Source organism: Curtobacterium sp. 8I-2 (assembly GCF_902506155.1).
Taxonomy (GTDB): domain Bacteria; phylum Actinomycetota; class Actinomycetes; order Actinomycetales; family Microbacteriaceae; genus Curtobacterium; species Curtobacterium poinsettiae.
Genome location: NZ_LR732827.1, coordinates 356,300 through 368,517, shown reverse-complemented (window position 1 = coordinate 368,517; position 12,218 = coordinate 356,300). Strand labels below are relative to the sequence as shown.

Sequence of the window (12,218 nt, the reverse complement as noted above, 5' to 3'; positions counted from 1 at the left end):
TGACGACCGTGACCACCGACCAGCACGCCGAGGACCCGAACGCCTACGACTTCCGTCGTATCCAGGAGAAGTGGCAGCCCCGCTGGGAAGCGCTCGGGCTCTTCACCACGGACCTCGACGACACCCGTCCGCGCAAGTACATCCTCGAGATGTTCCCGTACCCGTCCGGCGACCTGCACATGGGGCACGCCGAGAACTGGGCGCTCGGTGACTTCGTCGCGCGCTACTGGCGCCAGCAGGGCTTCAACGTGCTGCACCCGATCGGATGGGACTCGTTCGGGCTGCCCGCCGAGAACGCGGCGATCAAGCGCGGGGTGGACCCGAAGGACTGGACCTACGCGAACATCGAGCAGCAGAAGGCGTCCTTCAAGCGCTACGCGCCGTCGTTCGACTGGACCACCGAGATCCACACCTCGGACCCCGAGTACTACAAGTGGAACCAGTGGCTGTTCCTGAAGATGTACGAGAAGGGCCTGGCCTACCGCAAGGACAGCTGGGTCAACTGGGACCCGGTGGACCAGACCGTGCTCGCGAACGAGCAGGTCCTCGCCGACGGCACCTCGGACCGCTCCGGCGCCGTCGTCGTCAAGAAGAAGCTCACGCAGTGGTACTTCAAGATCACCGAGTACGCCGACCGGCTGCTCGACGACCTGAACCAGCTCGAGGGGCGGTGGCCGGCGAAGGTCATCGCGCAGCAGCGCAACTGGATCGGACGCTCGGTCGGCGCGGACGTCGACTTCGTGATCGAGGGCCGTGACGAGCCCGTCACGGTCTTCACCACCCGCCCGGACACGATCCACGGGGCCACGTTCCTGGTCGTCGCACCGGACTCCGACCTGGCGGCTGAGCTGGTCGCCGACCCGTCGGTGCCGTCCTCCGTCCGTGACGACTTCGACGCCTACCTGACGGCGACACAGAAGACGTCCGAGATCGACCGGCAGAACGCCGACCGCCCGAAGACCGGTGTGCCGCTCGGCCGTTCCGCGGTCCACCCGCTGACGGGGGAGCGCCTGCCGATCTGGGCCGCCGACTACGTGCTCGCCGACTACGGGCACGGCGCCGTGATGGCCGTGCCCGCACACGACCAGCGCGACCTCGACTTCGCGCGGGCGTTCGACCTGCCCGTCAAGGTCGTCGTCGACACCAACGCCGCCGTCACCGGCGCGATCCCGGTCATCCCCGAGGGTGCGACGCTCGACGACTTCGACGTGCCGACCCTCGACCCGGTCGCCACCGGCGAAGCGCTGACCGGCCAGGGCCGGATGATCAACTCCGGGCCGCTCGACGGCATGTCGAAGCAGCACGCCATCACCGCGGCCATCGCCCTGCTCGAGGAGCGCGGCACCGGCCGTGCCGCCAAGACCTACCGCCTGCGCGACTGGCTCATCTCGCGCCAGCGTTTCTGGGGCACCCCGATCCCGATCATCCACGGCGCCGACGGCACGGAGCACCCGGTGCCCGAGGACCAGCTGCCGATCGTGTTGCCCGACACCGAGGGCCTCGACCTCAAGCCGAAGGGCACCTCGCCCCTCGGCGGCGCGACCGACTGGGTGAACGTCCCGAACCCCGTCGACGGCACCCCGGCCCTCCGCGACACCGACACGATGGACACCTTCGTCGACTCGTCGTGGTACTTCCTGCGGTTCCTGTCGGCGCAGGACGACACCCAGGCGTTCGACCCGGCTGCCGCGCGGCGCTGGGCCCCGGTCGACCAGTACATCGGCGGCATCGAGCACGCGATCCTGCACCTGCTCTACGCCCGCTTCGTCACGAAGGTCCTGTTCGACCTCGGGTACCTCGACTTCACCGAGCCGTTCTCGGCGCTCCTCAACCAGGGCATGGTGCTGTCCGGCGGCTCGAAGATGTCGAAGTCGAAGGGTGGCGTCTCGCTCGGTGACGAGCTCGACGCGAACGGCGTCGACGCGATCCGCCTCGTGATGGGCTTCGCCGGTCCGCCCGAGGACGACATCAACTGGGAGGACGTCTCCCCGTCCGCGTCGGCACGGTTCCTGGCGCGCGCGTACCGGCTGGCGCTCGACGTCACGTCGTCGCGCGACGCCGTGTGGGCCGACGGCGACCGGGCACTCCGCCAGGTCACCCACCGGTTCCTCGCCGACGCCCCCGGCATGATGGAGGCGTTCAAGTTCAACGTCGTGATCGCACGACTGATGGACCTGGTGAACGTCACCCGCAAGGCGATCGACAGCGGCCCCGGCGCCGGTGACCCCGCCGTGCGTGAGGCCGTCGAGACCATCGCCCTCGCGTTGAGCGTCTTCGCGCCGTACACCGGCGAAGAGATGTGGGAGCGGCTGGGCTACGAGGCCACCGTCGCCACGTACGGCTGGCGGAAGGCCGACCCGACGCTGCTCGTGCAGGAGACCCTGACGGCCGTCGTGCAGGTCAACGGCAAGGTGCGTGACTCGTTCGAGGTGTCGAAGTCGATCGAGGCGGACGAGCTCGAGCAGCTGGCGCGGTCCTCGGCGAACGTGCAGCGGTACATCGGTGACCGCGAGATCGTGAAGGTGATCGTCCGGGCTCCGAAGCTCGTGAACATCGCCATCAAGGGGTAGCGACCGTCGCTGGCATCGTCCCTCACAGCGGGGGCGTTCGCGGCACCCGTCCACGGGTGCGACCTCCGGAGCCCGGCCGACGCGCCGGGCTCCGTAGCGTTCGGGGCATGTCGTCCCCGTCGCCCTCCGGACCCTGGTGGTCCCGCCTTGCGCTGTCACCACGGGCAGCCGTGGTGTTGGCGGCGGTCGTGGTGGTGGTCGCCGTCGTCGTGGTGCTCGTCGGGGCGCTGGTGTCGGGTGGCGGCGAGGGGACCGGGGGAACCGGTGGGGTCGTCGTGCGTGGGGCGCCGACGGCCAGCGCGGGTGGGGCGTCAGGCGCGCCGTCACCGTCTGCCGGTGCGTCTGCCGGTGCTGCTCCGTCCGCTCCTGGTGCCGGGCGCGTCGTGGTGCACGTGCTCGGTGCGGTGCGGCGGAGCGGTGTGGTCGAGCTGCCGGCAGCGAGTCGTGTCGGTGACGCCGTCCGACGTGCCGGTGGGGCGACGGACGACGCCGACCTCGACCGCCTGAACCTGGCCCGGGTGCTGACGGACGGCGAGCGGTTGTACGTGCCGCGGGTCGGCCAGCAGGAGGTGCCCGAGGCGCTCGGACCGGTGACGGGAGGTGGCACCGCCGGGTCAGCAGGCGACACCGACGCCGCCACCGGGGCTGGCGAGACCGGGGCCGAGGGGTCGGTCGTCGATCTGAACACCGCCGACCAGGCCGCCCTCGAGACCCTGCCCGGCATCGGCCCCGGGCTGGCCGGACGGATCATCGCCTGGCGGGACGAGCACGGTCGGTTCGGCTCGGTCGAGGACCTGCTCGACGTCAGCGGGATCGGTGACGTGCGGTTCGCCGAGCTGCGCGATCGCGTGCGGGTCTGAGGCGCGCGTGCAGCTCGCACCGAGCGCGATCGACCTGCGGGTCGCGGCGCCCGTCGCCGTCGTGTGGATCCTGACCGCCCTGCTCACCGGAGCGCCCCACGTCGCCCCGGTGGTCGCCGGGGTCGCCGTGCTCGTGACCGGTGTGAGCGGCATCGCGCTCCGCACGCGACGCTGCGGCGGGGCCGTGCGGGGCGTCGCCGGGCTGGTCCTCGTCGCCGGGGCGCTGGCCACGCTGCTCGCGGTGTCGGTCACCGTGGGGGATTCCCGACGGGCCCCGGAGGGACTGCGTGCCCTCGTCGCCGGTCCGGACGCCGGGCGCGTCGAGGTCGAGGCGGTGCTGTCCCGCGACCTCGTGCCGGGGGACCGCTCCGTCACCGCCACGCTCGTGCGTGCCGACGGGCTCGACGGGCTCCGCGCGCCGGTCCGGCTCGTGCCCGACCTGCACGGTGACGCACCCGGTGCCGTGCTGGCGGCCGGGGCTCGGGTCACCGGGTCCGCCGCCGTGCAGCCCGACCAACCGGGATCGGCGACCGCCTTCGTGGCGTTCCTGCGCGGGACACCGTCATCGGAGCCCCCCACCGGGCTGCTCGGCGCCACCGACACCGCCCGACAGGCGTTCGTCCGGGCCACGGCCGACCTGCCGCAGCCGGGGGCGGCACTGCTGCGGGGGCTGGCGATCGGCGACCGTTCCGGCCTCGACCCGGGGACCGAGGCGGCGATGGAGACCTCGGCGCTGACGCACCTGACGGCGGTGTCCGGGGCGAACTGCGCCGTGGTGGTCGGGCTGGTGGTCGTCCTCGGCCGTGCCTGCGGGCTGCCGCGCGGGCTCCGGGCCGCGGTGGCCGTCGTGGTGCTCCTGGCGTTCGTCGTCCTGGTGCGGCCCGACCCCTCGATCGTCCGGGCGACGGTGATGGCGATCGTGGTGCTGGTCGTGCACCTCGCCGGCAGACCCGTGCGGGGCGTGCCGCTCATCGCACTCGCCGCGATCGGCATGCTCGTGGTGGATCCCTGGTTCGCGCGGTCGTTCGCGTTCGCCCTGTCCGTGCTCGCCACGAGCGGCATCGTGGTGCTCGGCCCACCGCTCACCGAGCTGCTGGCGCGTCGCGTGTGGCCGCCGGTCGCCGCCGCACTGGCGATCCCCGTGGCGGCCCAGGTGGCGTGCTGGCCCGTGACGATCCCACTGTCGGCAGCGCTCCCGACCTACGCGGTGCCGGCGAACCTGCTGGCGGAGCCGTTCGCGCCGGTCGTCACGGTGATCGGACTCGCCGCGTGCACCGTCGCACCGGTGTGGCCGGCGGGTGCCCAGGCGCTCGCGGCCGTCGCGTGGGTGCCCGCTGCTGCCGTCGGGGGCATCGCGCACGGGGCGGCCGCCCTGCCGCACGCCTCGGCGCCGTGGCCGGCCGGAGTGCTCGGTGTGGCAGCCGCCGTGCTGGTGTGCGGCTGCATCGCGACGGCCGTGCTGGTCCGGGGCCGGATCGGCTCCCGAATGCTGCTCGCCGCAGGGTCCGTGCTCGTGGTCGGTGTCGCAGCGGTCTCCGTCCCGGTGCTCGTGGTGCGCGGCTCCGTCCCCGGCGACTGGTCGGTGGCCGCGTGCGACGTCGGGCAGGGTGACGCCGTGCTGCTCCGCGGCGGCGACGCCGTTGCCCTCGTGGACACCGGCGACGACGAGGAACGGCTCCTGGCGTGCCTGGACCTGCTCGGGATCAGCCGGATCGACCTGCTCGTCCTGACGCACTTCGACCGCGACCACGTCGGCGCGGTGGGAGCCGTGGCGGACACGGTCGAGACCGCCCTGGTCGGACCCGTCGGCCGCGCGTCGGACGGCCGGGTGGTCGACGACCTGCTGAGTGCGGGCGTGGACGTCCGGACGGCCGACGACCGGGTCTCCGGCACCCTCGGGCCGCTCGCCTGGCGGGTCGCGTGGCCCCTGGCCGGCACCCGTGACGCCGGCAACGACGCGAGCATCGTGCTGGTCACCGGGCCGGCGGACGGCAGTGCCTGCGCCACGTGTCTGACCGGGGTCTTCCTCGGTGACCTGGGGGAGTCGTCGCAACGCCGGCTCCGGAACTCCGGGGGACTGCCGGCGGGGCCGATCGACGTCGTGAAGGTGGCGCACCACGGCTCGGCGGACCAGGACCCGCAGCTCTACCGGGGGCTCGCCGCGCGCGTCGGGCTGATCGGGGTCGGCGCGGACAACACGTACGGGCACCCGACCGCGTCGGCCCTCGACGTGCTCGATGCCGCCGGCACGCTGCCGCTCCGCACCGATCAGCGCGGAACCGTCGTGCTCGCTCGGTCCGGCGCCGACGAGGTGCGGGTGTGGACGGAACGCTCGCCGTCGGCGGCCGCCCGTAGGATCGACGGTGCACCACTCGACCCGGCACCGTCCGGGCCGGCACCACCGGAAGGACCACATGGCCGCCAAGAAGCCCGCGCGCGCCGCAGCGAAGATCGACCAGGTGCCCTGGTCGGGGATCCGTCCGGCGCCCGTCGTGCTCATCACCGGGCCCGAAGCGTTCCTCGCCGACCGCGCCCGCGGTGTGCTGAAGGACCTGCTGCAGGGCGAGGACCCCGCGCTCGAGGTGCACGACCTCGAAGCCGACCAGTACGCCCCCGGGCTGCTCGCCACCCTCGCCAGCCCGTCGCTGTTCGGCGAGCCGCGACTGGTGCAGGTGACCAACGTCGAGAAGTGCACCGACGCCTTCATCACCGAGACGATCTCGTACCTGCAGGCCCCCGCCGACGACGTCACCCTGGTGCTCCGGCACGGCGGCGGCATGCGCGGCAAGAAGCTCCTCGACACGATCCGCAGCGGCGTCGGCGGCGGGGTCGAGGTGCTCTGCGACGAGCTCAAGCGCGAGACCGACCGCATCGACTTCGTGAACGCCGAGTTCCGGGCCGCACGACGCCGGATCGCCCCGTCCGCCGTCCGTACCCTGGTGACCGCGTTCGCCGACGACCTCGCCGAACTGGCCGCGGCGTGCCGGCAGCTCCTGGCGGACGAGGCCGAGGAGATCACCGACAAGGTCGTCGACAAGTACTACGGCGGCCGCGTCGAGACGAACGCGTTCAAGGTCGCCGACATCGCGCTCGCGGGTCGGTCGGCACCTGCGATCGTCGAGCTGCGCCACGCCCTGGCCACCGGCGAAGCCCCCGTGCCGATCGTCGCCGCGTTCGCGAGCAAGATCCGCACGATGGCGAAGGTCAGCGCGTTCCGGGGCCCGAGCGGGCAGGCGGCCTCGGCGCTCGGCATGGCGCCGTGGCAGGTGCAGCGCGCACAGCGTGACGTCGCCGGCTGGAGCGAGTCCGGGTTGGCGAACGCGATCATCAGCATCGCCGAGGCGGACACCGCGGTGAAGGGCGGCTCGCGCGACGCGCACTACGCGCTCGAGGTCATGGTCCGCACCATCGCCCGACGCGGCGAGCCCCGCTGAGGCGAGTCGCGCCTCCCGGATTTCCCGCGCCGATCGGCCGGCGTTTCGTGAGCAGAAAGGGTCGGGTCCGTCATCGCGACCCGACCCTTTCTGCTCACGAAACGAACCCAACGCACCCCACACCGCGCACGCACCCAACGCACAGCGCCCCACGCACGACGAAGGCCCCGCACCAACGGTGCGGGGCCTTCGGACCAGAAGGGTCAGGGCGTCAGAGCGACGAGACCTTCTTCGCGATGGCCGACTTGCGGTTCGCGGCCTGGTTCTTGTGGATGACACCCTTGCTCACGGCCTTGTCGAGCTTCTTCGACGCCAGGGCCAGGGCCGCGACGGCCTTGTCCTTGTCACCGGCGGCGACGGCGTCGTTGGCACGACGGATGTGCGTCTTGAGCTCCGACTTGTACGCCTTGTTGCGCTCGGTGGCCTTGAGGTTGGTCTTGATGCGCTTGATCTGCGACTTGATGTTCGCCATGAATTGCTCCTGCTCGTCTCGTACGGGTGGGCGCGACCGCAGGGTAGAGGGGCCCTTGGTCGCATCGCGTTCCACCCGTGGGCGGGGAACGCGGAAGCCAGCCACCAACACTACCAGGCCGCGGGGCCGCCACCAAAGCACGAAACACCGCCGGATCGGCGGAAGCCCGCGGCAGACCGCGCCGAAACGCCGTGGCAACACGCAGCGGATAGCGTGACGGACATGCCCTCCCTCGCACCGCGCATCGACACCGTGCCCGCCTCCGGCATCCGGAGGGTCTTCGAGCAGGCGGCCCTGCTGCAGTCGAGCGGCACCGACGTCACGATGCTCGTGATCGGCGAGCCGGACGTCCCGGTGGCGCCGCACATCGGCGAGGCGGCCCGTCGTGCGTGGACCGAGGACCGCACCGGGTACACCCCGAACGGCGGGATCGCGCCGCTCCGCGAGGCCGTCCGCGACAAGCTCCGCCGTGAGAACCGGATCGAGGCCGACCTCGAGCAGATCTGGATGACGATCGGCGCGACGCAGGCGCTGTTCCAGGCGATGACGCTCACCCTGAGCCCGGGTGACGAGGTGCTCGTGCCGGACCCCGGCTACACGACGTTCACGATGAACGCCCACATCATCGGGGCGACGCCGGTGCCGTACCGGCTGGAGCCGCAGCACGGGTTCGAGCCCGACCTGCCGGCCCTCGAGGCGAGCGTCACCGAACGCACCCGGGTGCTCGTCGTGAACTCGCCGTCGAACCCGCTCGGTTCGGTGTTCGGCGAGGAGACCCTCCGTGCGCTCCTCGCCTTCGCGAAGCGGCACGACCTCTGGGTGATCAGCGACGAGGTCTACGAGTACTTCACCTACGGCACCCGCCACGTCAGCCTGGCCGCGCTCGACGAGGACGACCGCGTGTTCTCGGCGTTCTCGCTGAGCAAGACGTACGCGATGACCGGTGTCCGTGTCGGGTACCTCGTCACCCCGAAGGGCCTCGGCGCGACGATGCGGACCACGCAGGAAGCGATGATCAGCTGCGTCGCCGAACCCGACCAGTACGCGGCCCTTGCGGCGATCGTGGGGGACCACTCCGCGGTGCGCGACGCCCGGGAGCACTACCGCGCGAACCTCGAGGTCGCGAAGGAGACGCTCGACGCCGCCGGCATCCGGTACCTCGACCCGCGCGGGGCGTTCTACCTGTGGATCGACATGTCGCACGCTTCCGACGGCGACATCGCCGAGTGGGCGCTCGGGTTCCTGCAGCGTGAACGGGTCGCCGTCGCGCCGGGCAGCGCCTTCGGACGCTCCGGCGAGGGGTGGATCCGCGTCTGCCTCGCAGCCACCGCGGACGACCTGCGGCGCGGCTTGGGCGCGCTGCCGGCTCCGGCGCACGCGGCCGTCTGACGCGGTCCACACGGCGGGGAGGCCCGGTGCCGGTCGGCAGGACGGCGCACGGTGCGCGGTCCTCCACCTGGTGCGAGGATGCTCGCCCCGTGCCACGCAGCATCCGGTCACCGGGGGGTCAACGGCGCACGGACCCGCCGACCTCGCACCGTGCGGGGTCCGGCACGCCGACGCGAGAGCGCACCGGAAGCGGATCAACCGCGCACCGTGCGTGGCGGACGCGCGCCGTGCCTCCAGGGCGGGTGAAGCGTGGGAGACTGTTGCGACCGTCCGACCCACCTGAGGAACCGTGAGCCCACAAGCATCCGCTCCGCTGGAGCCCGCAGCGACCCCGGCCGACGCGATCCGCAACTTCTGCATCATCGCGCACATCGACCACGGCAAGTCGACGCTGGCCGACCGCATGCTGTCGATCACCGGCATCGTCGAGGACCGCGCGATGCGTGCGCAGTACCTCGACCGCATGGACATCGAGCGCGAGCGCGGCATCACGATCAAGTCGCAGGCCGTCCGCATGCCGTGGGAACTCGACGGTGAGACCTTCGCGTTGAACATGATCGACACCCCCGGGCACGTCGACTTCTCGTACGAGGTCTCGCGGTCCCTGGCAGCGTGCGAGGGCGCGATCCTGCTCGTCGACGCCGCGCAGGGCATCGAGGCGCAGACGCTCGCGAACCTGTACCTGGCGCTCGAGAACGACCTCGAGATCATCCCGGTCCTCAACAAGATCGACCTGCCCGCGGCCGAGCCGGACAAGTACGCCGCCGAGCTCGCGCAGCTCATCGGTGGCAAGCCCGAGGACGTCCTCCGGGTCTCCGGCAAGACGGGCGTCGGCGTGTCCGAGCTCCTCGACCTGGTGGTCCGCCGCGTGCCGGCCCCCGTCGGCGACGCCGAGGCCGCGCCCCGCGCGATGATCTTCGACTCGGTCTACGACAGCTACCGCGGCGTCGTCACCTACGTCCGCATGATCGACGGCACCATCTCGCCCCGCGAGAAGGTCCAGATGATGTCGACCAAGTCGACGCACGAGATCCTGGAGATCGGGGTCTCGAGCCCGGAGCCGAAGCCCACCAAGGGCCTGTCGGTCGGCGAGGTCGGCTACCTGATCACCGGCGTGAAGGACGTCCGCCAGTCGAAGGTCGGCGACACCGTCACCAGCGCGCAGAAGCCCGCGACCCAGGCACTGCCCGGCTACACCGACCCGAAGCCGATGGTGTTCTCGGGCCTGTACCCGATCGACGGCAGCGACTACCCGGTGCTCCGCGAAGCGCTCGACAAGCTCAAGCTCTCCGACGCCGCACTGGTCTACGAGCCGGAGACCTCGGTCGCGCTCGGCTTCGGGTTCCGCTGCGGGTTCCTCGGGCTGCTGCACCTCGAGATCATCACCGAGCGGCTGTCCCGCGAGTTCGGCCTCGACCTCATCACCACCGCCCCGAGCGTGATCTACGAGGTCACGACCGAGGACAACGCCGTGACCGAGGTCACGAACCCCTCGGAGTTCCCGACCGGGCGCATCGTCGAGGTCCGCGAGCCGATGGTGCGCGCCGCGATCCTGGCACCGAAGGACTACGTCGGCGCGATCATGGAGCTCTGCCAGCAGCGCCGTGGCTCCCTGCTCGGCATGGAGTACCTCGGCGAGGACCGCGTCGAGATCCGCTACGAGATGCCCCTCGGTGAGATCGTCTTCGACTTCTTCGACCAGCTGAAGAGCAAGACCCAGGGGTACGCGTCACTCGACTACGAGCCCACCGGCGACCAGGCCGCCGACCTCGTCAAGGTCGACATCCTGCTGCAGGGCGACCAGGTCGACGCGTTCAGTGCGATCGTGCACCGCGACAAGGCGTACGCCTACGGCACGCTCATGACCGAGCGGCTGCGCAAGCTCATCCCGCGCCAGCAGTTCGAGGTGCCGATCCAGGCCGCCATCGGTGCCCGCATCATCGCCCGCGAGAGCATCCGCGCCATGCGCAAGGACGTCCTGGCCAAGTGCTACGGCGGTGACATCACCCGCAAGCGCAAGCTCCTCGAGAAGCAGAAGGAGGGCAAGAAGCGCATGAAGACCATCGGTCGGGTCGAGGTCCCGCAGGAAGCCTTCATCGCGGCGCTCTCCGGCGACGTCGAAGAGAAGAAGAAGTAGCGCCGGTTCAGCCGGTGCGGCGGGCGCGGGCCCGCAGGGCGGCCAGGCCGAGAGCCGGGAGGCTCGCCGCGGCCAGTCCCGCCAGTGCGGTCCGCAGGATGGCCCAGTGGGCAGCCGCGTCGAAGTCGCTCTGTCGGCCCGAGGTGACCCCGGCGGCCACGGCGCCGACCACCATCGCGAGGGTCACCACCGCGAGGGCGAGCGGGAGCCGTCGGCCCGGGTGACGACGCACCGCGGACACCAGCGCGGCACCGAACAGCAGCACCCCGGCGCCGGCACAGCTGGCCCCGACGGCGGCGATGACGTTCGCGGTGTCGAAGCCGGTCCACGCCTCGGGGGCGAGTGCGACGGCGGCGTACCGGGCGGGGGACGCCGCAGCCGAGGTCGTCACGTCCACCAGCACCCGGGCGGCGGCCGCCAGGCCGAACGCGACGAGCGTGAGCACGGCGAGGGCAGCGGTCCGGCGGTCGACGGACCGCGGGCGGGTGGGGGTGGTGTGGGGCACCTGCTGACGATAGCCGCGTGGCGGGCGCTTGTCGGGCCTCCAGTTCGGGGCGCACCGGTGCCGCGCCGGTCGGGCGGAGCTGAGAGGGGATCGGTTCGATCCGGGGCGGCCCGCCCAAGTAGCATGGCGGCATGAGCATCCGCGGGAGCTACCGGACCGCCCTGACGTACGGCGCGGTGGGGGCGACCCAGGCGTCGGACCTCATGACCTACCCGCCCGAGGGCTTCACCCCGGCCGAGTCGCGCGCGCGGATCGGACACGGCGACCAGCGGTTCGAGACCGCCGTGGTGCAGGCACTGACGTGGCAGATCCAGGAGCGCAGCGGCGTGCGGGTCCGCGTCGAGGAGCAGCCCGACGACGACGAGGTCCGGTACAACCCGGTGACCTTCGACGACGACGGCGTGCCGATCGCTCCGGCGTCCATCGGGACGCCCCGGGTCGAGAAGTTCGCACCGGACGGCACACCGCTGCTGACTGCGGGCACGAGCGCGACCCTGACGATCCACGCCTTCGGGCAGACCGTGCTGGCACCGGTGCGGGTCGTGTCGATCATCGACGAGCACGACCGCAAGGGCTTCGCGTACGGCACGCTCGAGGGGCATCCGCTCTCCGGCGAGGAGTCGTTCGTCGTCGAGCGCACCCAGGACGGCTCGGTGTGGCTGCAGATCCGGCAGTTCTCGCAGCCGTCGAGCGCGAAGTGGCGTTTCGTCGCGCCGTTCGTGCGCCGGCAGCAGAAGGTCATGGCGGAGAAGTACCTGGCGGCGCTGCGGGGCGACTAGGCGCCGGGGTGCGCCTGTCGCGCCGGGGCCGCGCCTGTCGCGCGGGGGTCGTGGCCGTCGCGCCGGGCGCGT

At 71.9% G+C, this 12,218-nt stretch carries 8 protein-coding genes and 1 pseudogene; 7 read left to right on the top strand and 2 right to left on the bottom strand.

What is annotated here, in order from left to right; genetic code table 11:
- Positions 1-8: 8 nt before the first annotated feature.
- The 4 genes and pseudogenes from leuS (at position 9) to holA (ending at position 6,864) form a co-directional block, all read left to right on the top strand.
- Entirely contained in the window at positions 9-2,570 is a 2,562-nt protein-coding gene (gene leuS / locus BOSE127_RS05450) for a leucine--tRNA ligase (RefSeq protein ID WP_159556481.1), read from the top strand.
- Positions 2,571-2,677: 107 nt separating this feature from the next.
- Positions 2,678-3,430, top strand: coding sequence for a ComEA family DNA-binding protein (locus tag BOSE127_RS05445; RefSeq protein ID WP_159556479.1), 753 nt, complete (start codon positions 2,678-2,680; stop codon positions 3,428-3,430).
- A gap of 718 nt (positions 3,431-4,148) precedes the next feature.
- Positions 4,149-5,540, top strand: a pseudogene (locus BOSE127_RS17480) (ComEC/Rec2 family competence protein); the annotation flags it as partial.
- Positions 5,541-5,844: 304 nt separating this feature from the next.
- On the top strand, positions 5,845-6,864 hold the full coding sequence (gene holA / locus BOSE127_RS05430) for a DNA polymerase III subunit delta (protein ID WP_017886661.1): 1,020 nt from the start codon (positions 5,845-5,847) through the stop codon (positions 6,862-6,864).
- Positions 6,865-7,075: 211 nt separating this feature from the next.
- Here holA and rpsT read toward each other — a convergent pair whose 3' ends face one another.
- Positions 7,076-7,336, bottom strand: coding sequence for a 30S ribosomal protein S20 (gene rpsT, locus BOSE127_RS05425; RefSeq protein ID WP_017886662.1), 261 nt, complete (start codon positions 7,334-7,336; stop codon positions 7,076-7,078).
- A 222-nt stretch (positions 7,337-7,558) separates the two neighbouring features.
- On the opposite strand from rpsT, the gene BOSE127_RS05420 reads away from it, so the two are divergent.
- On the top strand, positions 7,559-8,725 hold the full coding sequence (locus BOSE127_RS05420; protein WP_017886663.1) for a pyridoxal phosphate-dependent aminotransferase: 1,167 nt from the start codon (positions 7,559-7,561) through the stop codon (positions 8,723-8,725).
- A gap of 289 nt (positions 8,726-9,014) precedes the next feature.
- Positions 9,015-10,862: a translation elongation factor 4 gene (lepA, locus tag BOSE127_RS05415; protein ID WP_056068283.1), complete on the top strand. Its 1,848-nt coding sequence runs from the start codon at positions 9,015-9,017 to the stop codon at positions 10,860-10,862.
- 7 nt (positions 10,863-10,869) lie between these two features.
- On the opposite strand, the gene BOSE127_RS05410 is transcribed toward lepA, so the two are convergent.
- Positions 10,870-11,367: a hypothetical protein gene (locus tag BOSE127_RS05410; RefSeq protein WP_056068285.1), complete on the bottom strand. Its 498-nt coding sequence runs from the start codon at positions 11,365-11,367 to the stop codon at positions 10,870-10,872.
- A gap of 131 nt (positions 11,368-11,498) precedes the next feature.
- Between BOSE127_RS05410 and BOSE127_RS05405 the strand changes: the two genes are divergently transcribed.
- Positions 11,499-12,146, top strand: coding sequence for a DUF1990 family protein (locus BOSE127_RS05405; RefSeq protein WP_017886666.1), 648 nt, complete (start codon positions 11,499-11,501; stop codon positions 12,144-12,146).
- Positions 12,147-12,218: the final 72 nt, after the last annotated feature.

Excerpts from the sequence above, each read along its gene's own strand:
- BOSE127_RS05405 (WP_017886666.1), top strand. The coding sequence starts at position 11,499 with ATGAGCATCCGCGGGAGCTACCGGACCGCCCTGACGTACGGCGCGGTG.
- rpsT (WP_017886662.1), bottom strand. The coding sequence starts at position 7,336 with ATGGCGAACATCAAGTCGCAGATCAAGCGCATCAAGACCAACCTCAAG.
- holA (WP_017886661.1), top strand. The coding sequence starts at position 5,845 with ATGGCCGCCAAGAAGCCCGCGCGCGCCGCAGCGAAGATCGACCAGGTG.
- BOSE127_RS05420 (WP_017886663.1), top strand. The coding sequence starts at position 7,559 with ATGCCCTCCCTCGCACCGCGCATCGACACCGTGCCCGCCTCCGGCATC.
- BOSE127_RS05445 (WP_159556479.1), top strand. The coding sequence starts at position 2,678 with ATGTCGTCCCCGTCGCCCTCCGGACCCTGGTGGTCCCGCCTTGCGCTG.